A 21,263-nucleotide genomic window follows, 5' to 3' on the forward strand; every position below is an offset into this window, starting at 1 on the left:
CCCTCACGTGGAGGAACCCCCATCATGTCTGGCGAACCGAACGAGTTCGACTGGAACCGCTACGAGACTGAGCTGACCGACGACGCCGCTCCTGCCGATGACGGCCCGGTGCTCGTCGACAGCATCGAGGCGCAGCGCCGGCCACGGTTCTCCCTGGCCGGTCTGCGCGAGGGTGAGCGCCGGCCGATCCTGCCCGCGTGGCTGCGCTCGCGGGCCGAGGCCGTCGCCTCGGCCGCGTGGGTCGCCGGCGTGCTCGGCCACACGGCCGGATACCACTCGCTCCGGTTGCCCGCGTACGCGGCGCGGCTCGCATGGCGGGCGCCGGTCGGTGGCTGGCGCACCGTCGTGCGGTACCTCCGCTGGCTCACCGACGCCGAGGGCGAGCGGGTGCGCCAGTCCTCGGCCGATCGGGACGACGCCGAGGTGTACCTCAAGCTCTCCCGGCAGCGTGACCGGCGCGTGCGGTGGCGCGGCATCATCAGCGTTCCGCTGGCTGCGCTGGCGCTCTTCGTCCTCGCCGTGGTGCTGGCCGCGCCGTCCTGGGCGCAGCTCGTCGCCGGTGCCGTGGTCGTCGGCCTGCTCGGCCTGGCCGGCATGCCGAAGGACAAGCCCCTGTTGACGACGGCCGTTGTGCGGGCAGCGGTACCGGTACTCACCTCGGACGAGGTGGTGCGCGCCCTGGCGGCGCTGCGCATCGTCGGCATCGATCGCGCGCTGCGGGCCGGCGACCCGGGCCGCGGCTGGTTCCCGGCGCCGATCACGAGGGAGAACAACGCCGGCTGGCGGGCCGAGGTCGAGTTGCCGCGCGGCGTGACGGCGGCCGAGGTCACGGAGAAGCGCGCCGAGCTCGCGTCGGCCCTGGCGCGTCCGCTCGGCTGCGTGTGGCCGAAGGTCAACGCCGAGGTACACCCGGGGCGTCTCGTCCTGTTCGTCGCCGACCGCGACATGTCGCAGGCGCAGCAGAAGCCGTGGCCGCTGCTCAAGTCGGGAACCGTCGACCTGTTCAAGCCCTTCCCGTTCGGTACCGATCCGCGCGGTCGGCTCGTGACGCTCACGCTCATGTTCGCGTCGATGGTGGTCGGCTCGATCCCGCGCATGGGCAAGACGTTCTCACTGCGTCTCGCCCTGCTCGGTGCCTGCCTGGACGCGCGAGCATGGGTGCTGGCGTTCGACCTCAAAGGCACCGGTGATCTCGCCCCGCTGGCGAAGGTCGCGCACCGGTACCGCGCCGGCGACGACGAGGAAGACATCGAGTACGCGATCGTCGCCATGCGCGAGATGCGGGCGGAGCTGCGTCGCCGTACCAAGGTGATCCGTGATCTGCCGGTCGACGTGTGCCCGGAGAACAAGGTCACGCCCGAGCTGGCGTCGCGCAAGGCGCTCGGCCTGCACCCAATCGTCATCGGCGCCGACGAGTGCCAGGTGTGGTTCGAGCACCCGAAGTACGGCGACGAGTTCGAGGAGATCTGCACCGATCTGGTGAAGCGCGGGCCGGCCGCCGGAATCACGCTGATCCTGGCGACGCAGCGCCCGGACGCCAAGAGCCTGCCGACCGGCATCTCGGCGAATGCGGTACTGCGGTTCTGCCTCAAGGTCATGGGTCACACCGAAAACGACATGGTGCTCGGCACGGGCGCCCGCCGCGCTGGCATGCGCGCGACGATGTTCAGCCGGCGCGACCGGGGCATCGGCTACCTTGCGGGTGAGGGTGACGATCCCCAGATCGCCCGGACGTTCTACATCGACGGTCCGACCGCGACGGCCATCATCGTCCGGGCTCGGGCCGCGCGGGAGGCGGCCGGCACGTTGTCCGGCTACGCGACCGGCGAGACGGTCGACACGACCGCTGTTCGGCGAGACACGCTCCTCGATGACCTGGCCGCCATCCTCACGGACGCCGAGCCGAAGCAGTGGTCCGAGGTGGTATGCGAGCGCCTCGCCGCACTACGCCCGGCCGCGTACGCCGGCATCACGCGCGACCAGCTGACTGCCGCGCTCAAGCCGCACGGCCTCGCGACCGGACAGGTGTGGGGCACCTATCCGGGCACCGGCAAGGGAGCCAACCGGCGCGGCCTCGACCGGGCCGAGGGTGCTCAAGGCGCTCGCCGAGCGTAACCGGCGCAAGAGCGGCTGATCGCTGCTAGGTCTAGCAGCCATCCCTGCTAGACCTAGCACCCCCGCTAGCAACCCAAACAATCCCTGGCCAGCGCCCTAGCACCTAGCGGTGCCAGCCCGTCGCACCCCGAAACGGCCTGCGGAGGTACTTCGTGAACCCCCTCGACCTGCTAGCCAGCCCGCTCGGCATCGCCGTCGTTGCTTACGCAGCGTGGTACGCGCTCAAGTGCGCCGTGACCCCGTGGGGACGCTGCCGGCGCTGCCACGGCACCCGAACGACCGGCCGCGTCCTGCGCCAGCCGTGCCCGCGCTGCGACGGAACCGGCATCCGCGTGCGGCTCGGTCGGCGGCTCTACCGCTACATCCTCAGCGAGTACCGGTCGGGCCGATGAGCGCGCACACGGACTGGTGCGCCGGCGGGCACCGCTGCCAGCTTGGCGAGCACCGCGCCGACCCGCTGACCGTGGACATCCCCGGCGCCGGCCGCGTCGTCCTCACCCGTGTTCGCGCTGCTGCCGGACGGGAGTACGCGGAGGTACGCGCCACTGTCTCGCTCGCCGGCACCGACCCGGCCGCGCGACGCCAGCTCAGCTCCCTGATCACCAGCGTCGCCACCGCACTGCGCCGCGCTGCCTGACCGCCGACCGACGAAAGGGGCCGCCGCCCGTGAACCGCGTACCGCCACACGACCTGGCCGCAGAGCAAGCCGTCATCGGCGCTGTGCTCCTCGCGCCGGAAGTGCTGGATGACCTCACCGAAACCGTTGCGGCGCAGGACTTCTATCGCCCGGCGCACGCGATGCTGTGGCACACGCTAACGGCTCTCCGCGCGGCCGGTGAGCCTACCGACGCCGTGACCGTCGCTGCCCACCTGGCCGAGGCTGGCACCCTCGGCCGGATCGGGGGCGCGGGGTATCTGCACACGCTCGTCGCTTCCGTCCCGATGGTCGCCAACGCCGGCCACTACGCCGGCATCGTCGCCGAACGCGCTCGCCGCCGAGCCGTGGTCGACCTCGGCGACCGGCTCGCCCGGCTGGCTCAGTCGGACGGCGACACTACGGAAGTCCTCGCCGCCGGCCGGGCGCTGCTGGCGGAAACCAACGCACCGGCGTGGCCGGCGCCGATCCCGCTCACCGCCCGCTATGCGCCGCCGCCGTACCCGGTCGACGCCCTGCCCGGCTGGCTTGCCGAGATGGTCGCGGCGGTCGCCGAGTTCACGCAGACCCCGGCCGACCTCGCCGGCTGCATCGCTCTCGCCGCACTGTCGACCGCTGCCGGCGGCCGCGCCGAGGTGGAGATCCGAGGCGGCTGGCGCGAGCCTTGCAACCTCTTCACGGTTGTCGTATTGCCGCCCGGCTCGCGGAAGTCGGCCGTCTTCGCCACGATGACCGGCCCGTTGCTCGCGGCCGAGCGCGCCCTCATCGAGCGGGTGAAGCCCGCGATCGTTGAGGCCGAGCTGGCGCAGCGCGTGGCCGGCAAGTCGGCCGAGCGCGCCGCGAACGCTGCCGCCAACGCCGACGTGGCCGCCCGCGACCGGTTGCTCGCAGAGGCCGCAGCGGCAGCGATGAGCGCCGACGCTATCGCCATCCCGGTGATGCCCCGGCTCATCGCCGACGACGTGACGAGCGAACAGGCGGCATCGCTGCTCGCCGAGCAGGGCGGCCGGCTCGCGGTCCTGTCGCCGGAGGGCGGCATCTTCGCCACGCTCGCCGGCCGGTACAGCGGCGCACCGAACTTGGAGGTCTTCCTCAAGGGGCACGCCGGCGACATGCTGCGCGTCGACCGGCGCTCCCGGCCGGCCGAGCACGTCGACCGGCCCGCGTTGACGCTCGGCCTGGCGGTACAGCCGGAGGTGCTGCGGGACATCGCGCAAATGCCGGGCTTCCGAGGCAAAGGGCTGCTCGCGCGGATCCTGTTCGCGGTGCCGGAGAACACGGTGGGCCGCCGGCGCATCGGCACCGATCCGGTGCCGGAGGCGGTGAGCCGCGCGTACGCCGACAACCTCGGCGCCCTGGTCGTCGCCCTCGACGGTTGGACCGATCCGGCGGTGATGCCGCTGGCCGCCGAGGCGAACGCCCGTGTGCTCGACATCGAGCGGGAGGTCGAACCGCGACTCGGCCCGGGCGGCGTATGGGCGCACATCATCGACTGGGGTAGCAAGTACACCGGCGCCGTCGTCCGCATCGCCGGCCTGCTCCACCTCGCTCAGCACCTCGGCGCCGGCTGCACGCGACCCATCCCAGCCGCCACCATCGACCAGGCCGCCGCGCTCGGCCGCTACTTCGCCGAGCACGCGCTCACGGCGTTCGACGACATGGGCGCCGATCCGGTCGTCGACGACGCGCGTCACGTGCTGGCGTGGATCGAGCGGACGGCGTGCGAGCGCTTCACCAAACGCGAGCTGTTCACGGCGATGTCGCGCGGCCGGTTCCGCAAGGCGGCCGACCTCGACCCGGCGCTCAACCTCCTCCAGGCGCACGGGTACCTCCACCCCGAGCCGCAGCCCGAGCGCGCCGGCGCCGGCCGCCCACCGTCGCCGACCTGGCCCACGCACCCCGACCTCACGCGGCCGGCCGCGAGCCTGCACCCGATCAGCGAGGCGGTAGCCGGATGAGCCGTCCGCACAATCCGCAGAATCCGCGAAATCCCGCGCCGCCCCGCCTTTCTGCGGATTGTGCGGATTCTGCGGAGCCGTCACCGCCCGTCCGCGGCCCGCGTGAGGCCGCCTCCTTCGACCTGGCCGAGCGACCCGAGAGGCGAACCCCCTTGCAGTTCAACCGCCCACTTGTACCGCCGAACGACGCAACGAACGGGGAGGAAGTCGTGCCCAGCGCCGACAAGCGTGTCGTCCTGACCATCGAGGAAGCCGCCCAGTGGCTCGGCATCGGCCGAACCACCATGTACGCGCTCGTCATGAGCGGCGAGGTCCGTTCCGTCACCATCGGCCGCCTGCGCCGCGTGCCGGTGCAGTGCTTGGAGGAGTACGTGCAGTCGTTGCTTGCCAGCGTCCCGACCGTCGCCCCGGCCGCCTGAGGAGACACGACATGGGACGCAAGCCGAACGGCGCATCGAGCATCTACAAGGGCAGTGACGGCTACTGGCACGGCCGCGTGACGGTCGGCCTGCGGGACGACGGCGAGCCTGACCGCCGGCACGTACAGGCCAAGACCGAGCGGGAAGTCATCGCCAGGGTCCGCAAGCTGGAGCGCGACCGCGACAACGCCACCGTACGCAAGCCGGGACAACGCTGGACCGTCGAGAAGTGGCTCACGCACTGGGTGGAGAACATCGCCGCGCCGGCCGTTCGGGAGAACACCATCGCCGGCTACCGCGTAGCGGTGAACCGCCACCTGATCCCCGGCCTCGGAGCGCACAGGCTCGACCGGTTGGAGCCGGAACACCTGGAGAAGCTCTACGCGGCCATGGTCCGGCGCGGCAGCAAGCCGGCCACGGCTCACCAGGTGCACCGGACGCTCCGCACGGCGCTCAACGAGGCGGTACGCCGTGGCCACATCATGCGGAATCCCGCCACGTTCGCGAAGACTCCGCGCGTGTCCGACGAGGAGATCGAGCCGTACACCGTGGAGGAAGTGCGCAAGCTCCTCGACCAGGCCGCCGCGCGCCGGAACAGCGCCCGTTGGGCCATCGCCCTGTCACTCGGGCTGCGCCAGAATGAAGCCCTGGGGTTGAAGTGGTCCGACGTGAACCTCGATGAGGGCACGCTGACCGTGCGGCGCGGCCGGCTACGGCCGCGCTGGGACCACGGGTGCGCAGGTGACTGCGGCAAGCGGTTCGCCGGCTACTGCCCCAAGCGCCGGCCACAGCGAGCGGACACCACTGAGACGAAGTCGCGGGCTGGCCGACGCAGCATCGGCCTGCCGGATGAGCTAGTGCAGTTGCTGCGGGAGCACGCTGTGCGTCAGCAAGCCGAGAGGGAGCAGGCCGCGCAGTTGTGGCGCGAGGGCGATTGGCTGTTTGCCACGGCGACCGGCGAGGCTGTGAACCCGCGTACCGACTACGCCGAGTGGAAGCGACTGCTCAAGCTCGCCGGCCTGCGAGACGGTCGGCTGCACGACGCGCGCCATACGGCCGCCACGGTGCTCCTGGTGCTCGGCGTCGCGGAACGGGCCGTGATGGGCATCATGGGGTGGTCCAACTCGTCCATGGCGACCCGCTACCAACACATCACCAGGCAGGTGCAGTTGAATGTTGCGCGACAAGTGGGCGCCCTGATTTGGAACTCGACCAAGGTCAACGAAAACTGACATGAGCGAGCACCTCCTCGCTGCTAAACTCGTTGACCGTAATCTCTCGGAGGAGTCGAGATGCGTTCGATTGCCGGCAGTGGCTCGGCATCAAAGGTGCGGCAACTGGAAGTTCGTGCACTTGACGGCAAAAATCCAGTCTTTGTCCAGAGTAGCGATAGGCGGGAAGAGGTTCCGCCGGTTGGCCAGTGCCGCCTTTGCCTCAACGAACGCACCCTCTGTCTAAGTCACATTGTGCCGAAGTGGGCGTTTCATTGGATGAAGAAGGAGGGTGGGGTACTGGGAACTTCCGAGAACGGGCGGATCACGTTTCGTGAGCAGGATGGATCGAAGCACTACATGCTATGTAGCGACTGCGAGCACCACCTCGGCGAGGCGGAAGACTACTTGGCTCATCTAGCCCGCGGTCGGAGGGTGGACCTCAGTAAGGTCCGCGTCTCCATTCGACCAGGTCCCACCCTCCATAATGTCAACTTCGAGCTCGTCATGCGTGGCCTGCTTGGCATTCTATTTAAGTTGAACTTTGCGACGGCGGTGCCGTATGACAGGATCTCCTTCGATCGAAGGTTCGTGGACCGCCTACGGCAGCGAATCCAGAACGACGACTACCCGACGCACTCGTTGTTTGTGGTCGCCACAAAATGGATTTCCGTATACGAGCCCGAAATCAATCCGAAGTCGATGGTCGTTGCCGAACCGCTTCAGCGGCGCAGGTTCGATCTGCTTATGGGTGGCTGGTCGTGGACGTTGTTGATGTCCAGTTCGACGCGAGTCCTGAATGAGGACGCTGGAGGTCTAGTTCTCCGGCGTGACGAGCCCTGGCAAGTCCTCGTCGGCGAGACGCTCCGGCACCGGCGGTTCGAGATCGTCGAGGACGTACTGAGCCGCGCCTTTGAGGATCGGCTGGACGGCGCAGGCGTCGGCGGGATCTGGGACACGATCGATCCAGACTCTGATTGTCCGTGTGGACTGGGCCGAGCGGCGTACCGCGCGTGCTGCGCCGAGGGCTGGACTACGCCGGCTTGGCGGGCAGCTCAGGACAACTGAGACGACAACTGAGACTACTGATCTTGAAATGCCGAAACGCCCGGTCTCGTCCTCGTGGACGGCCGGGCGTTTCTGCTGGCCGAGTGCGGTGGCGCGGGGATTCGAACCCCGGGAGGGCTTGCACCCTCACACGCTTTCGAGGCGTGCTCCTTAGGCCACTCGGACACGCCACCGCCGAAGAGGTTACCTGACTCCACCCGGGCGTCCGCGCGGGGGCTCGTCGTTTGGCAGGATCAACCTATGAGCACGCACATCGGCGCTGAGCCGGGTCAGATTGCTGAGCGGGTCCTGATGCCGGGAGACCCCCTCCGGGCGAAGTGGATCGCCGAGACGTACCTCAAGGATGCCCGCTGCTACTCCACCGTCCGCAACATGCTCGGGTTCACCGGGACGTTCGAGGGCGTTGCGGTCTCCGTGCAGGGGTCGGGCATGGGCATGCCGTCCGCGAGTATCTACGCGCACGAGCTGATCAACGACTACGGGGTCAAGGCGCTCATCCGCGTCGGCAGTTGCGGGGCGATCCGCGAGGAGCTCAAGCTGCGGGACGTCGTTGCCGCCATCGGGTCCAGTACCGACTCCAACATGAACCGTGCGCGGTTCGACGGGCTCATCGACTACGCGCCCGTGGCCGACTTCGGGCTGTTGCGCACGGCCGTTGACGTTGCGGCCGAGCAAGGGGTTCAGATGCGGGTCGGGCCGATCCTCGCCGCGGACGCGTTCTACACCGACCGGCCCGACCTCTACGACCGTCTCGCCGACTACGGGGTGCTCGCCGTGGAGATGGAGTCGGCGGCGCTGTACACCATCGCCGCTCGGTTCAATGCTCGCGCGCTCACGCTGCTCACGGTGTCGGACCACATCAAGACGGGCGAGCGTACGACGGCGCAGGAGCGGGAGCAGACGTTCTCGCAGATGGTTGAGATCGCGCTCAAGACGATCATCAAGTAGGACCGGAAATAAGGTATAAATCCGATATGTCGGGCCGCGCGGCGCCCGACATATCGGACGGCTAAGCCGCCAAAGCCGTCGTCGGAGACAAGCGCGCGGCCCGCATCGCCGGATAGAGGCCCGCCACCACGCCGATCACCAGCGTTGCCCCGAACGCGCCGAGCAGTGACCACCACGGCAGCACCACCGGCCATGAGCGCCAAGCGGCATACGACGACGTCACGAGCAGCCCCAGCAGCACCCCGACCGCGCCGCCCAAGCCGGCCAGCAGCAGCGACTCCGCGAGGAACTGCAGCCGCACGTGCGAACGCGTCGCCCCCAAGGCGCGCCGCAAGCCGATCTCCGGGCGGCGCTCCAGCACCGAGATGACCATCGTGTTCGCCACGCCCACGCCGCCGACCAGCAGGGCCACCGCGCCCAGGCCCAGGAGCAGGCCCGTGTACGCCTGGTCGGTCGCGGCCTTCGCGGCGAGTGCGTCGGAGGGGCGGGACACCTGCACCTCGTTCGGCGCCTCCGGGTTCGCGGTCGCGGCCAGCACCGCGGCCACCGCGGGCACGGCGTCGTCGCGCGCGCGGCTGTAGATGGTGGTTGCGTACCCGTCGAAGTCGAGCACCGACGTCGCGACCGGCCAGCCGATGAGGGCCGCGGAGTCCAGTTCGGGCGCCAGCGGTACCGGATCCAGGATTCCCACCACCGTGAACCAATGGTCGCCGAGCCACACGTTCAGGCCCAGGCCGTCGTCGGTCAGTCCCAGGATCGTGGCCGCCCGCGCGCCCAGCACGACCGTCGGGTAGGTCGGCGCCGTCAGCCAGGTGCCGGCGTGAACCGTCGCGCCGACCGTGCCCGGCAGTGTCGGGCGGGCCGCCAGCACCGCGATGCCGCCGGACTCCGCGGCCGGGATGCGATCGGTGCGGTACACGTGCGCCGTGGGCAGCCGCCCGGTCGCCGACACGGTGGTGACCGGGCCGATGCGCGCGACCATGGCCTCGGCGTCCTCCGGCAGGTGGGAGGCGTCGCCGAAGAAGGACTTGCCGGGGCCGGCGGTGAGCAGGTTGGTGCCGAGCGCGGCCAGGCGGCGGTCGACCTCGGCGCGGCTGGAGGAGGAGATGCCCACGACCGCGACCATCGCGGCGATGCCGATGGCGATGCCGAGCGCGGAGAGCACGACGCGCAGCGGCCGGGTCCGCAGCCCGATGCCGCCGAGGCGCAAGATGTCCGCGGTTTTCATGACAGCCGCCCGTCCAGCAGCGAGATCCGCCGCGGCAGCGACGCGGCGATGTCGCGGTCGTGCGTGATGACGACGACCGTCGTTCCGGCCTCCCGGAGCGAGCGCAGCAGCGCCATGACCCCGGCCCCGGCGGCGCTGTCGAGGTTGCCCGTCGGCTCGTCGGCCAGCAGCAGCGGCGGGTCGCCGAGCACGGCCCGGGCGATCGCCACCCGCTGCCGCTCGCCGCCCGAGAGCTGGTGGGGCCGGTGCGCGAGCCGGTGCCCGAGACCGACGCGCTCCAGCGCCGCCGCGGCCCGGCGCCGGCGTTCGGTGCGGCCCACGCCCGCGTACAGCAGGCCGTCCGCCACGTTGTCCAGGGCCGGCACCCCGGGCGCGAGGTGGAACTGCTGGAAGACGAACCCGATGGTCGTCGCGCGCAGCCGGGACAGGCCGGTGTCGGAGAGCGCGGAGACGTCCCGGCCGTCGATGCGCACGGTACCGCTCGTCGGCACGTCCAGCGCCCCGATCAGGTGCAGGAGGGTCGACTTGCCCGAGCCCGACGGGCCGACGATCGCGACCAGCGCGCCCGCCTCGACCGTGAGCGAGACGTCGTCGAGGGCGACCACGCCGCCCGGGTACACCTTCCGGACCTTCTCCAGGGCGATCATCCCGCGACCCCGACCGTCAGGCCCGGGGCGAGGTCGGGGCCGGAGACCTCGACGCGCCCGGAGGCGAAGAGGCCGGTCTTGACGGCAACGGTTCTGGTTGTACCGCCGGAGACGAGCTGCAGCCCATAGCCGCCCTCGGCCAGTGCCACCAGCGCGTTGACCGGCACGATCAGCACATCCTGGCGCTGCTGCGACACCAGGGTCACCCGCACCGGCGCGGCGTCATAGGTGCCGAGCCGGGTCTGGTCGGCGACGGTCACGGTGACGTCGACGGTCACCTTGGTCTGGTTGTTCTGCACCGATGCCGTGGCCACCGCTCCGATCGCGGAGATCTTCCCCGGTACCTCGCGGTCGTCCGGCAGCTTCACGGTGGCGTCGGCCCCGACCGCGGCGAGGCGCTGCTCGGTGACGTCGAGCTGGACGGTGACCAGGCGGGTCGAGCCGGTCCACTGCAGGATCGGGCCGGCCGCGTTGTCGCCCGCGTGCGCCTTGACCTCGCCCACGCGCACGGCGTCCGGCGCGACGACGATCCGGCCGAGCTCGACGGTGCCGGTCTCGGGCAGCCCGAGGTCCTCCTGCCAGTCGCGCACGGCGTCGGCGGTGGCGCCGGTGTACGAGTCGTCGGCGGTGAAGCCCTTGTACCCCAGCGCCGCGAGGTTGGCCTCGAAGGCGCGCACGTCCTCGCCCTCGGCGCCCGGCTGCAGCGCGCGGTAGAAGGGCGCGGTGGCGTAGAACAGCACGATGGGGCGGCCGTCGGCGCGGTACATGGCCTCGCCGCGGTGGATCGTCGAACCCTCGGCCGGCAGGGCGGTGACGATGCCGGGCAGGCGGCCGTTGACCGTGACCGGGTCGCCGAAGCCGAGCGTGCCGTCGACGGTTTCGGTCGCCGTCAGCGTGCCCCTGGTGATGAGCGCGGTCTTACGAGGTGCGGTGGCGGCGGCCGGCGGAGCATCGCCACCAACTTCGACATATCCGATAAGTGCGGCGACAGCGGCGACCGGAAGGAGCCAGAGCAAGCGTTTCACCGTTGCACCAGCGCCTTGCACGCGTCGGCCGCGGCCTTGAACGTGGGCGAGTTGAAGTCGATCCCGCTGTTGAGAATCGCCGACACGCCCGTGTTCGGGTCCGGGTCCGGCATGTCGACCCCGTGCTCGCGCATGCACTTGGCGAAGGCCCGCGCCTGCTCGAGCTGGTCCGGGGAGAGGTTCTCGAGGGTGCCGCCGTTGGGGAGGTACTGCTGGCAGGCCGACGCCGCCGCGACCGCCCGGTTGCGATCCTGCGCGGCGTTCGGGTCGAACTGGATGTTCCCGTCGGGCCCCGGGTCCGGCACGTCGACCCCGTGCTCGCGCATGCACTGCGCGAACCGGCGGTTGGCCTCGGCCTTGTCCACCGCGGCGGAGGCCGAGGGCGTGGCGGTGCCGTTGCCGGCCGAGGCCACGGACGGGCCCTTGGACGGCGACGAGCACCCGAACAGCAGCAGGCAACTGAGGACGACCAGCAGCTTCTTCATGCGGCCCAGTCAAGGCGCGCGCCGCTAAGCCGGGCATCAGCACCGGCGCTTATCCCCGGCTTACGCGGCGGCACGGCACCATGGGGACATGCGAGTGCTGGTGGTCGAGGACGAGCAGTTGCTGGCCGACGCGGTCGCCGAGGGGCTGCGCCGCGAGTCGTTCGCGGTCGACGTGGCCTACGACGGCGCGGGCGCGCTGGAGCGGCTCGGCGTCAACGAGTACGACGTGCTGATCCTCGACCGCGACCTGCCCGCGGTCGCCGGCGACGAGGTCTGCCGCCAGGTCAGCGCGCGCCTGCCCGACACCCGGATCCTCATGCTCACCGCGGCCTCGGCCGTGGCCGAGCGGGTCGCCGGGCTGTCCCTCGGCGCCGACGACTACCTGGGCAAGCCGTTCGCGTTCACCGAGCTCGTGGCCCGGGTCCGGGCCCTGGGCCGGCGCGCCCGCGCGGCCGCCCCGCCGGTGCTGGAGCGCGGCGACCTGCGGCTGGACCCGAACCGGCGCGAGGTGTTCCGGGACGGGCACTACGTGGCGCTGACCCGCAAGGAGTTCGCGGTGCTGGAGGAGCTGCTGCGGGCCGCGGGCGGGGTCGTCTCGGCCGAGCAGCTGCTGGAGCGGGCCTGGGACGAGCACATCGACCCCTTCACCAACGTGCTGCGGGTGACCGTGATGACGCTGCGCCGCAAGCTCGGCGATCCGCCCGTCATCGAGACCGTCGCCGGAGTGGGGTACCAGATCCCGTGAGACACCTGCGCATCCGCGTCCGCCTGACCGTGCTGTTCGGCGCGCTGTTCCTCGCCGGGGGAGCGCTGCTGCTCGGGGTGACGTACCTGCTGGTCGAGCAGAACATCCACCAGCGCAACTCGCCCGTGAAGCTCGACGACCTGCCGCCGGAGGCCCTCGGCCTGCTCGGCGCCGACCAGCAGCGGTTCCTGGACATCGTGCGGCAGCTGCAGGAGCGTCAGGACCAGATCGAGCAGTCCACCCTGCACGCCCTGATCACCCAGGGCTCGATCGCGCTCGGCCTGGTGACCGTGATCGGCGTCGGCTTCGGCTGGCTGATCGCGGAGCGCGCGTTGCGGCCGGTCGGGCGGATCACCGAGACGGCCCGCCGGGTGGCCGGCGGCAGCCTGCACGAGCGGATCGCGCTGAACGGGCCGCGGGACGAGATCAAGGAGCTCGCGGACACCTTCGACTCGATGCTGGAGCGGCTCGACCAGGCCTTCGACGGGCAGCGCCGGTTCGCCGCCAACGCCTCGCACGAGCTGCGCACGCCGCTGACCATCAACCGCACGCTCATCGAGGTGGCGCTCGGCCGGCCCGACCCGCCCCCGGAGCTGGTGCAGCTGGGGGAGACACTCCTGGCCGTCAACGCGCGGCACGAGCGGCTCATCGACGGGCTGCTCACGCTCGTCGCCTCCGAGCAGGAGCTGACCGTGCACGACCGGGTCGACCTCGCCGAGGTGGCCCGGCACGTGGTCGCGGACGCGGACGTCGTGGCCGACCTCGGGCCGGCGCCGGTCACCGGCGACCCGGTGCTGCTGGAGCGGGTCGTGCAGAACCTCGTGGACAACGCGCTGGCGTACAACGTGCCGGACGGCGCGGTCTGGGTCACGACCACGCTGGCCGGGGACTGCGCGCGGCTCGTCGTGGAGAACACCGGAGCCGTCATCCCCGGGTACGAGATCCCGGGCCTTTTCGAGCCCTTCCGCCGGCTGCGGTCCCGGACCGGCTCCGCCCGCGGCACCGGGCTGGGGCTGTCGATCGTGCGCTCGGTGGCGGTCGCGCACGGCGGGACGGCCGAGGCCGAGCCGCGGGCCGGCGGCGGGCTGCGGGTGACGGTGACCCTGCCCACATAAAACAATCCGACCGATCGCACTTATTTGTTGGTACCGTCTGAGCATGATTGACGGCCGATTGGCGCGCGGCGAGCGGTCCCGCGCCGCCGCCCTCGACGCGGCGGTCGTGCTGGCCACCGAGTCCGGCCTCGACGGGCTGTCGTTCAACCAGCTCGCCGAGCGCCTCGGGGTCAGCAAGTCCGGGCTCTTCGCGCACTGGCGCACCAAGGAGGAGCTGCAGCTCGCCGCGGCCGACCACGCCGAGGCCCGCTTCACCGAGGTGATCGTGCGCCCGGCGCTGCACCAGCCGCGGGGCGTGCGCCGGCTCTGGGCGCTGCACGAGCAACGGCTGGCCGACATCGCCTCCGGTGAGCTGCCCGGCGGGTGCTTCTTCTGCCTCGCCCAGTTCGAGTTCGTGGCCCGGCCCGGGCCCGTGCACGCGCGGCTGGCCGGGGCGCTGGAGCGCTGGCACGTGCTGCTGGAGCGGCTCGTCACCGAGGCCGTCGAGCTGGGCGAGCTGCGCGCCGACACCGACCCTCAGCAGCTGTCGTTCGAGCTCAACGCGCACGGGACCGCGGCCGTCTACGAGTCGCGCCTGCTGCCCGCGAGCAAGGTCTACGCACACGCGCGCACCGCCGCCCTCGTGCGGCTGCGCGGCCTCAGTCCCCGACCCGAACTTCTTCCGGAGGCGTGATGTCCGGCCACGTGGAACCGTTCACCGTTCACTTCGACGACCTCGACCCCATGGGGATCGTGCACAACTCGCGGTACGCCGTCTTTCTGGAGCGCGCGCTCTCGCAGTGGTGGGGCGAGCGCGGCGTCTCGTTCGCCGGCGGCCGGCCGTCGTCGCCCGATGCCATGCACGCCGTGGCCGAGTACTCGATCTCCTACCGCACCCCGGTCCGCGGCACCGGCGACATCGGTGTGCACTTCTGGATCGAGACCCTCGGGGAGAGCAGCGCGGTGTACCGCTTCCGCATCCTCTCCGCCGACGGCGCGACGGTCCACGCCGAGGGCCGCCGGGTCAACGTGAAGCTCGACCCGGGCACGCTGCGCCCGGCGCCGTGGACCGAGGACGCCCGGCGCACGGCGGAGCCGCTACTGGCGGTGCGTACGGAAGAAGTCGCGCAGCAGCGCTGAGGACTCGGCCTCGAGCACGCCGCCGATCACCTCGGGGCGGTGGGTGAGCCGCCGGTCGCGCAGCACGTCCCACAGCGAGCCGGCGGCGCCCGTCTTGGGCTCCCACGCCCCGAACACGACCCGCCCGACCCGGGCCAGCACGATCGCGCCCGCGCACATGGTGCACGGCTCGACGGTGACGACGAGCGTGCAGTCCTCGAGCCGCCAGCCGCTCGCACCGGCGGACCGGCGCAGGGCCAGCATCTCGGCGTGCGCGGTGGGGTCGCCGGTGAGCTCGCGCTCGTTGTGCGCGGCGCCGAGCTCGGTGCCGTCCGGCGCGAGCAGGACGGCCCCGATCGGCACGTCGGCCCCGGCCTGCGCGGCGACCTCGAGGGCCCGGCGCATCGCGCCCTCCCAGTGCCGCATCAGGCCTCGCGGAGTTCCTCGATCTCGTCGCCGGCCCCGATGGCCTGGCCGATCTCGGCGGTGACGTCGGCCGGGAGCATGCCCTCCTGGGCGCACAGCTCGATGAGCCGTCCGCCGGACATGCCGAGGTCGGCCAGCAGCTCCGGGTCGCCGACGGGCTCGACGTCGGGCTCGGCGGCGGGCCGTTCCTCCTCCTCGTCCTCCTCGGCCTCCTCCTCGTCGACGCCGGCGATCTCGGGCAGTTGCTCCTCGATGTCGCCCAGGAGGATCGCGCCCAGCCGCGACTCCTCGGCGAACACCTGATCCGAGCCGAAGACCCGCAGATCCTCGCCCTCGTCGAGGCGGAGGATCACGAGGTACTCGTCGTCGGACTCGACGAACAGCAGCGAGATGGACGCCTCGGGATCGGCGTCACGAAGGCGATCGGTGATCTCTTCGATGTCGGCGACGCCGCTGAGGTCCAGCTCGGCTGCGGCCCAGCCCTCAGCGCCGCGCGTGACAGCGGCAGCGAAGTGCGACACGGTCCCCCCGGTCGGTGCTCGTCGGTACGCGTGAACACTATTCGAGCGGCTTGCCGCTTGCGGGCAAAGGGCCCCGGAGTCCGTCTCGGCGAGTCGTCTTATCCTTACGCCCGACCGGGCCTCCTCCGGTCGGTCCGCCGCGCGCGGCTCGGCATTCGGGGCTCCGCCGGCCGTTCGTCGGGCTCGGCTCGCGGCTCGCCGGCTCGGCCCGCGATTCGCGCGACGTGGCTCGCCCCGGCGGTTCGCCCGAGGCGGCTCGCCGGCTCGGCCCGCGATTCGCGCGACGTGGCTCGCCGGCGGTTCGCCCGAGGCGGCTCGCCGGCTCGGCCCGCGATTCGCGCGACGTGGCTCGCCGGCGGTTCGCGCGACGCGGCTCGAGGGCTCAGCCGGCGATTCGGCGCCGGTTGGCGATGAGCTCGCGCAGGCGGTCGGCGCGCAATCGGCGTGGATGGAGCCGCTCGCGGAGCGCCTTGGCATCCGCGAGTTCGACCAGCAGCGCGAGCCGCCGGCGTCGCCGCTCGGGATCGAGCCGCTGCAGCCTCAAAGCCATGGTGCTGAGGGTGATCCTCGGCGCAATCGGCGTCAAGAGAAGCATTGGGTTTTCGCGATTTTCGAAGCTTGGTCCGCCGTACCGCAACAGTCAGTCGCGGCGTTCACCACGCAGCGCATTTCGCACGCGGCTCACCACAGGAGCCAGTCGCCACCGGCGAGGCGGTAGGCGACGAGGATGCCCGCGATCGCCACCGCCACGCCACTCGCGGCCGCCACCCCCACCGCGGCCCCCCGGTCGCCGAAGCGGGCCAGGATCGCGGCCGCGCCCCAGGCGAGGAAGCCGGCGACGAGGGACGTCCACACGTAGGAGCGGGCCGAGCCGTTCATGAGCAGCCCGAACAGCAGCATCCAGGCCGCGCCCGCGGCACCGCCGATGGCGACCGACTGGCCGCGGACGGGCAGGGGCTCGCGGTAGGTCGGGCGGGGCTGGCTGACCTTGAACATCGGCGGCCGCAGCGCGCCCTGCCAGGCGCCGTAGGCCGCGGCGGGGGTCGGCGGCCGCGCGGTCGGCGTCTGGGCGCTCAGCCGCGGCGGCGGGCCGACGACCGGCCGTCCGGTGGCCCCCGGCCAGGGGCCGGGCTGGGCGGTCGCCGCGGCGGGACCGCCCGGCTCCTTCCACTGCGACTCGCTCACTGCCACATTTGCAGCTTAGCCCGGCGCGTCAGCCGAAGACCGCGAGCCGTTTCCAGCTCGCCCCGGCGACCATGGTGAACTCGCCGCCGGCCACCAGCCGGCGCAGTGGCTCGCTGGCGGTGAGCGTGCGCACCCCGACGATGTCGTTGGCCTGTGGCGCCCAGTCCAGCAGGCGGCCGGCCCCGTCGACCGCGGCGAGCTTCACGCGCGGGGGCGAACCATCGGTGCAGGCGCCCTGGTTGCCGTTCTTGGCGGTCTTGCCGGCGCGGTCGAAGTGCCCGCCGATGTACGCCACGCCGCCCAGCGCCGTCACGGCCTGTACGTCGCCGTCGAAGACCCGGATCCAGCGCTGGTGTCCGTCGGGCCCGTAGGCCGCGGCCCGGCCGCCCTGCCCGCCCATGCCGGTGGCCAGGGCGCGCACGGTCGCGTCCGCGCTCGGGGCCCGGTCGAGCAGGGCCCCGGTGCGCGCGTTGAACGCCGCCAGGCGGGCCCGCGGGATGTTGCGGCCGTTCACGATCGCGTTGCCGAAGGAGCCGCCCACGTAGACGGTTTCACCCAGGTAGGCGGCGGCGTAGACGGTCCCGTCGAACTGCGGGGTCCAGCGGGCTCCGCCGGACCCCGGCCGCGCTCGCGATGCCCTCGGAGAGGACGGCGACGGCCGCGACGGCAGCCCGCCACAAAAGGGATAAGTCGCATGGAAGCACGGTAACTGGACGTAATCTCGTCCGGCGGGCGTCCCGAGCCGAACGGGTGATCGGGCGGTGTGCGACAGTTCCGCAGTGCGGGTTGCGACGTTGAACGTGGCGGTGATCGGCCTCGGGCTGATCGGCGGGTCGGTCCTGCGGGCGCTCGCGGCGCACGGGCACCGGGTGAGCGGGTACGACGCGGATCCGGCGACGCGCGCCACCGCGCGCACGGCCGCGGCCAAGGCGCCGGCGAACGCGCGCTGGCACGTGTCCGGCTCGATCGCCGACGCCGTGCGCGACGCCGAGCTGGCCGTGGTCGCGGTGCCGCTGCCGGCCGTGGGGTCGGTCTTCGACGAGCTGGCGTCCCTCGGGTACGTCGGCGTCGTCACCGACGTCACCTCGGTCAAGGGCCCGGTGCGCGACCTGGCCGCCGACCGTCTGCGCACCGGCGGGCAGGCGCTTGCCACGTTCATCGGCGGGCACCCGATGGCCGGCCGCGAGACGTCGGGCTTCACCGCCGCCGACACCCGGCTGTTCCAGGGCTGCGCCTGGGTGCTGTGCCTGACCGAGGACGGCGCCCACCTGCGCGACTGGGTCGACCTCGCGGCCCTCGTCACCGGCCTCGGGGCCCGGGTCGTGCCGGCCACCGCCGACGAGCACGACGCCGCCACGGCCGCGATCTCGCACGTGCCGCACCTCGTCGCGGCCGCGGTCGCCGCGCTCATCTCCAACGATCCGCTCGCCGGGACGCTGGGGGCCGGGTCGTTCCGCGACGGTACGCGCGTGGCCGCCTCCCGCCCCGAGCTCACCGCGGCAATGTGCGGGGGCAACGCGCCCGCGGTCGGGCGGGCCCTCGACGCCGTGCTGGCCGACCTCGCGGCGGCCCGGGCCGCGCTGGACGGGGCCGACCCGATCGGCGCGCTCACCGCCTGGCTCACCCCCGGCCACACCGCGCGGGTCGCCTGGCCGCCGGAGCCGGGCGAGTCCGCCGACCTGCCCGCGCGCGCCGATGTCCTGCTGCGCCTGGGCCGCGTCGGCGGCTGGATCGAGTCGGTCTCGGCCGATCGCAAGACCGTCCGGGCCGTACGCCCGGCGTGACCTGCTCGGTGGCCGGCGTCCGCCCGGCGTGACCTTGCTCGGTGGCCGGCGTCCGCCCGGCGGGACCTTGCTCGGTGGCCGGTGTACGCCCGGCGTGACCCTGCTCGGTGGTTAAGCGTCCGCCCGGCCCGAGAACGCCCTTCGGTCGGTGACCACCGCGGTCACCAGCTCGGCCGGCGTGACGTCGAACGCCGGGTTGACCGCGTCCGTGCCCTCGGGCGCCGTCGCCCCCGCGACCTCGGCCGCGCCCCGGTCCTCGATCTCCACGTCCGCTCCCGACGCCGTGGCCAGGTCCACCGTGGACTCCGGCGCCACACAGATGAACGGGATGCCGGCCGCGCGGGCGCCGAGCGCGTGCGCGTACGAACCGATCTTGTTCACCACGTCGCCGTTCGCGCAGATGCGGTCCGCACCCAGGATCACCGCGCCGACCTCGCCGCGCGCCATGAGGAAAGGCCCGGCCGAGTCGACCGCGAGCCGGTGCGGAATGTTCGCCCTGCGCAGCTCCCACGTGGTCAGGCGCGCGCCCTGCAGCAGCGGCCGGGTCTCGCTGGCGATCACCCCGCCGAGCGCCCCGCGGCGGTGCAGCTCGAAGACGACCGCGAGCGCCGTACCGTCCACGACCGTGGCGAGCCCGCCCGTATTGCAGTGCGTCAGCAGCGTCGGCGCCGCCCCGCAGAGACTCTGGACCAGGTCCGCCCCGCGCTCGGCCATGCTCCGGGAGTTGGCGATCTCCTCGTCCCGGACGCGCAGCGCCTCCGTCAGCACCGCGTTGAACGACGGCAGCAACGCCGCCGCCCGTTCCACGCCGCGGGCCAGGTTGACCGCCGTCGGCCGGGCAGTGCGCAGCAGGTGTACCGCCTGATCCCGCTCCCGCCCCGCCTCGAACTGCTTCGCCGCGAGTGCCACCCCGAGCGCCCCCGCGACCCCGAGCGCCGGCGCCCCGCGCACACGCAGCCGCCGAATCGCCTCGACGAGCCCGTCGACGGTCGCCAGCCGCAGGTACACCTCTTCCCCGGGCAACCGGGTCTGATCCACCAACACCACGGCGCCGTCAATCCAGTCAATCGTGTACATCAATGCCAACTGCCTTCCGTCGCCCGATGGAATTCGTCCGTTCGGATCCACGCCACGCCGGTTTGTCTAAAGCTCCGACAGCGGACGTCGATGGGCGTACATTCGGTTTTCATGAGCTCCGTACTGGTGCTCGCGGCGGTCCCGATTGTGCTGGCCGCGGGTTTGCTAGCGTTGATGAAGGTCCCGACCAATCTTCAGCTGACCGTGACCGACAGCGCCCTCGTCATCGAACCGCAGGGCCTGGACCGCCTCTGGACCAGGCGCGACCGCGTAGAACTTTCGCTGGCCGCGGTCTCCTCCATTCGCATTGCGCCCCGCTCCGAGGCCCCGCCCCTGCCGCCGCGCCGCAATGCGCTGCACCTGCCGGGAATCATCACGGCGGGCGCGCACGGCAATACGTTCTGGGACGCCCGCCGAGGCGACCAGCTCCTCATCATCCAATGCCTGCCGGGCGCGGAGTTCGGCACACTGGTGCTGCAGTTCGCCAACCCTTTCGCGACGCTGACCCGCACGCGAACGGTACTCGCCCCGCACCCCCACCGCGCCGCCACCTGACAGTCTTTCCGCACCACTGAATCGGCCCCGGCACCGCGTTTCAACCGTGGTCGCCGCGCGCTTTTCACGACCGCGGTCAGGTGCTGATTTCGCTGATCTTCTCGGCGCCGAGCGTCTCCATCAGCAGCCGTACCGCGGCCTCTTCGCTCGTCTCCCGCACCTCGGACGCGTCGTCGAGCAGTTCGTCACCCGGATCGAGACCGGGGAACCGGGGATCGGCGACGGGCGAGTCGTACTCGGGGTCGAAGGGCGGCTCTTCCGCGCCCACACCCTCCCAGGCCGACTCGCCGCCGGCGCGGGCCGGTGCACGCCCCGGGGCGGCAGCGGGACCGGCGTTGCGACGACCTCCCCCTGCCGCGGAGGCCGCGGCACGGCTGGCCGCCTCGCGGGCCTTCTCCACCGCGCTCGAGCCGCCTTGGCGCGCCCGGCCGCCGTTGGTTGCCGGAGCCGAGGCGCTATTTCCGGCAAATGCGGACGAACTGGACGGGGCGGCACCCGCGGGAGACGCCGTGGCCCCTCCGGCGGACGGTGGGGCGGCGAATTGTCCGGCGGCGGCGGCCGCGGACTGCGCGGCCGCGTAGGCGGCGGACTGCGCGGAGGCGGTGCCCGGCTGGCCGGGATGGGCGTGGACGGTGCCGGCGGCGGGATGGGAGGCGGCGGTGCCAGCGTGGGCGGACTGCGCGGAGGCGGTGCCGGCGGCGGGCTGTGCGGAGAGGGTGGCCGTGGACTGGGCGGTTGCGCCGGTTGCGCCGGCTCCGTGAGTGGCGGCAACCGCGTGGGTGCCGGCGGGCGAGTTGGCGGCCGATGGATCGGTGGCGGATGAGTGCGCGGCGATGGGGGGCGCGGCTGGGCCGCCGAACTGTGCCCCGCCTGGGCCGCCCGGCAGTGCCCCGCCCGGGCTGCCGAACTGTGCCCCGCCTGGGCCGCCCGGCAGTGCCCCGCCCGGGCTGCCGAACTGTGCCCCGCCTGGGCCGCCCGGCAGTGCCCCGCCCGGGCAC

The 21,263-nt window shown here is 72.2% G+C and carries 24 protein-coding genes, 1 tRNA gene and 1 pseudogene; 14 read left to right on the forward strand and 12 right to left on the reverse strand.

Annotated features, from left to right (window positions below; genetic code table 11):
* Positions 1-24: 24 nt before the first annotated feature.
* From AB0B76_RS16155 to AB0B76_RS16185, 7 genes are all read left to right on the forward strand, one after another.
* Positions 25-2,115, forward strand: coding sequence for a cell division protein FtsK (locus AB0B76_RS16155; protein WP_360375251.1), 2,091 nt, complete (start codon positions 25-27; stop codon positions 2,113-2,115).
* A gap of 152 nt (positions 2,116-2,267) precedes the next feature.
* Positions 2,268-2,507: a hypothetical protein gene (locus tag AB0B76_RS16160; RefSeq protein ID WP_360375253.1), complete on the forward strand. Its 240-nt coding sequence runs from the start codon at positions 2,268-2,270 to the stop codon at positions 2,505-2,507.
* Complete coding sequence (locus AB0B76_RS16165; RefSeq protein WP_360375255.1) at positions 2,504-2,752, forward strand: hypothetical protein; 249 nt, start codon at positions 2,504-2,506, stop codon at positions 2,750-2,752. Before AB0B76_RS16160 ends, AB0B76_RS16165 begins: the two co-directional genes overlap by 4 nt.
* A 29-nt stretch (positions 2,753-2,781) precedes the next feature.
* A complete protein-coding gene (locus tag AB0B76_RS16170) occupies positions 2,782-4,728 on the forward strand; it encodes a DUF3987 domain-containing protein (RefSeq protein WP_360375257.1) in 1,947 nt (648 codons plus the stop codon).
* A 209-nt stretch (positions 4,729-4,937) separates the two neighbouring features.
* Positions 4,938-5,147: a helix-turn-helix domain-containing protein gene (locus AB0B76_RS16175; protein ID WP_360375259.1), complete on the forward strand. Its 210-nt coding sequence runs from the start codon at positions 4,938-4,940 to the stop codon at positions 5,145-5,147.
* Between the two features lie 11 nt (positions 5,148-5,158).
* Positions 5,159-6,379, forward strand: a complete 1,221-nt coding sequence (locus tag AB0B76_RS16180; RefSeq protein WP_360375261.1) for a site-specific integrase — start codon at positions 5,159-5,161, stop codon at positions 6,377-6,379.
* Positions 6,380-6,439: 60 nt separating this feature from the next.
* Complete coding sequence (locus AB0B76_RS16185) at positions 6,440-7,426, forward strand: hypothetical protein (protein WP_360375263.1); 987 nt, start codon at positions 6,440-6,442, stop codon at positions 7,424-7,426.
* Positions 7,427-7,512: 86 nt separating this feature from the next.
* On the opposite strand, the gene AB0B76_RS16190 is transcribed toward AB0B76_RS16185, so the two are convergent.
* Positions 7,513-7,599 (reverse strand) — tRNA-Ser (locus tag AB0B76_RS16190).
* A 67-nt stretch (positions 7,600-7,666) separates the two neighbouring features.
* Between AB0B76_RS16190 and deoD the strand changes: the two genes are divergently transcribed.
* Entirely contained in the window at positions 7,667-8,374 is a 708-nt protein-coding gene (deoD, locus tag AB0B76_RS16195; protein WP_360375265.1) for a purine-nucleoside phosphorylase, read from the forward strand.
* Between the two features lie 61 nt (positions 8,375-8,435).
* Here deoD and AB0B76_RS16200 read toward each other — a convergent pair whose 3' ends face one another.
* From AB0B76_RS16200 to AB0B76_RS16215, 4 genes are read right to left on the reverse strand one after another with little or no spacing between them, the layout of a single operon-like run.
* Positions 8,436-9,602 carry an ABC transporter permease gene (locus AB0B76_RS16200; RefSeq protein WP_360375267.1) on the reverse strand — a complete coding sequence of 389 codons (1,167 nt, stop codon included), beginning with the start codon at positions 9,600-9,602 and terminating at the stop codon, positions 8,436-8,438.
* Positions 9,599-10,249, reverse strand: a complete 651-nt coding sequence (locus AB0B76_RS16205) for an ABC transporter ATP-binding protein (protein WP_360375269.1) — start codon at positions 10,247-10,249, stop codon at positions 9,599-9,601. Before AB0B76_RS16205 ends, AB0B76_RS16200 begins: the two co-directional genes overlap by 4 nt.
* Positions 10,246-11,274: a peptidoglycan-binding domain-containing protein gene (locus AB0B76_RS16210; protein ID WP_360375271.1), complete on the reverse strand. Its 1,029-nt coding sequence runs from the start codon at positions 11,272-11,274 to the stop codon at positions 10,246-10,248. The genes AB0B76_RS16205 and AB0B76_RS16210 overlap by 4 nt, the downstream gene beginning before the upstream one ends.
* Positions 11,271-11,759 (reverse strand): hypothetical protein, encoded by a 489-nt coding sequence (locus AB0B76_RS16215; RefSeq protein WP_360375273.1) that lies wholly within the window; start codon positions 11,757-11,759, stop codon positions 11,271-11,273. The genes AB0B76_RS16210 and AB0B76_RS16215 overlap by 4 nt, the downstream gene beginning before the upstream one ends.
* An 88-nt stretch (positions 11,760-11,847) precedes the next feature.
* Between AB0B76_RS16215 and AB0B76_RS16220 the strand changes: the two genes are divergently transcribed.
* Genes AB0B76_RS16220 through AB0B76_RS16235 form a run of 4 tightly spaced genes read left to right on the forward strand, consistent with a single transcriptional unit; the run spans position 11,848 to position 14,738 of the window.
* Positions 11,848-12,504, forward strand: coding sequence for a response regulator transcription factor (locus tag AB0B76_RS16220; RefSeq protein ID WP_360375275.1), 657 nt, complete (start codon positions 11,848-11,850; stop codon positions 12,502-12,504).
* A complete protein-coding gene (locus AB0B76_RS16225) occupies positions 12,501-13,619 on the forward strand; it encodes an ATP-binding protein (protein WP_360375277.1) in 1,119 nt (372 codons plus the stop codon). The genes AB0B76_RS16220 and AB0B76_RS16225 overlap by 4 nt, the downstream gene beginning before the upstream one ends.
* Positions 13,620-13,662: 43 nt before the next feature.
* Positions 13,663-14,292, forward strand: coding sequence for a TetR/AcrR family transcriptional regulator (locus AB0B76_RS16230; RefSeq protein ID WP_360375279.1), 630 nt, complete (start codon positions 13,663-13,665; stop codon positions 14,290-14,292).
* Positions 14,292-14,738 carry a thioesterase family protein gene (locus AB0B76_RS16235; protein WP_360375281.1) on the forward strand — a complete coding sequence of 149 codons (447 nt, stop codon included), beginning with the start codon at positions 14,292-14,294 and terminating at the stop codon, positions 14,736-14,738. Before AB0B76_RS16230 ends, AB0B76_RS16235 begins: the two co-directional genes overlap by 1 nt.
* Here AB0B76_RS16235 and AB0B76_RS16240 read toward each other — a convergent pair.
* The 5 genes from AB0B76_RS16240 to AB0B76_RS16260 form a co-directional block, all read right to left on the reverse strand.
* Positions 14,697-15,143, reverse strand: a complete 447-nt coding sequence (locus AB0B76_RS16240; RefSeq protein ID WP_360375283.1) for a nucleoside deaminase — start codon at positions 15,141-15,143, stop codon at positions 14,697-14,699. The genes AB0B76_RS16235 and AB0B76_RS16240 overlap by 42 nt on opposite strands.
* A complete protein-coding gene (locus AB0B76_RS16245) occupies positions 15,143-15,664 on the reverse strand; it encodes a tRNA adenosine deaminase-associated protein (RefSeq protein ID WP_360375285.1) in 522 nt (173 codons plus the stop codon). Before AB0B76_RS16245 ends, AB0B76_RS16240 begins: the two co-directional genes overlap by 1 nt.
* A 382-nt stretch (positions 15,665-16,046) precedes the next feature.
* The gene (locus AB0B76_RS16250; protein WP_360375287.1) at positions 16,047-16,250 is read right to left on the reverse strand and encodes a hypothetical protein; all 204 of its coding nucleotides are present in this window, start codon (positions 16,248-16,250) and stop codon (positions 16,047-16,049) included.
* 95 nt (positions 16,251-16,345) lie between these two features.
* Positions 16,346-16,855 (reverse strand): hypothetical protein, encoded by a 510-nt coding sequence (locus AB0B76_RS16255; RefSeq protein WP_360375289.1) that lies wholly within the window; start codon positions 16,853-16,855, stop codon positions 16,346-16,348.
* Positions 16,856-16,877: 22 nt separating this feature from the next.
* Positions 16,878-17,390, reverse strand: a complete 513-nt coding sequence (locus AB0B76_RS16260; RefSeq protein ID WP_360375291.1) for a hypothetical protein — start codon at positions 17,388-17,390, stop codon at positions 16,878-16,880.
* A 238-nt stretch (positions 17,391-17,628) separates the two neighbouring features.
* Here AB0B76_RS16260 and AB0B76_RS16265 point away from each other — a divergent pair, with 238 nt between their 5' ends.
* Positions 17,629-18,633, forward strand: coding sequence for a prephenate dehydrogenase/arogenate dehydrogenase family protein (locus tag AB0B76_RS16265; RefSeq protein ID WP_360375293.1), 1,005 nt, complete (start codon positions 17,629-17,631; stop codon positions 18,631-18,633).
* Between the two features lie 111 nt (positions 18,634-18,744).
* Here AB0B76_RS16265 and mtnA read toward each other — a convergent pair whose 3' ends face one another.
* Positions 18,745-19,710 carry an S-methyl-5-thioribose-1-phosphate isomerase gene (gene mtnA / locus AB0B76_RS16270; protein ID WP_360375295.1) on the reverse strand — a complete coding sequence of 322 codons (966 nt, stop codon included), beginning with the start codon at positions 19,708-19,710 and terminating at the stop codon, positions 18,745-18,747.
* 111 nt (positions 19,711-19,821) lie between these two features.
* Here mtnA and AB0B76_RS16275 point away from each other — a divergent pair, with 111 nt between their 5' ends.
* A complete protein-coding gene (locus AB0B76_RS16275; RefSeq protein WP_360375297.1) occupies positions 19,822-20,265 on the forward strand; it encodes a hypothetical protein in 444 nt (147 codons plus the stop codon).
* Positions 20,266-20,341: 76 nt separating this feature from the next.
* On the opposite strand, the pseudogene AB0B76_RS16280 reads toward AB0B76_RS16275, so the two are convergent.
* Positions 20,342-21,263, reverse strand: a pseudogene (locus AB0B76_RS16280) (hypothetical protein); the annotation flags it as partial.

The organism is Dactylosporangium sp. NPDC049140, assembly GCF_040648435.1.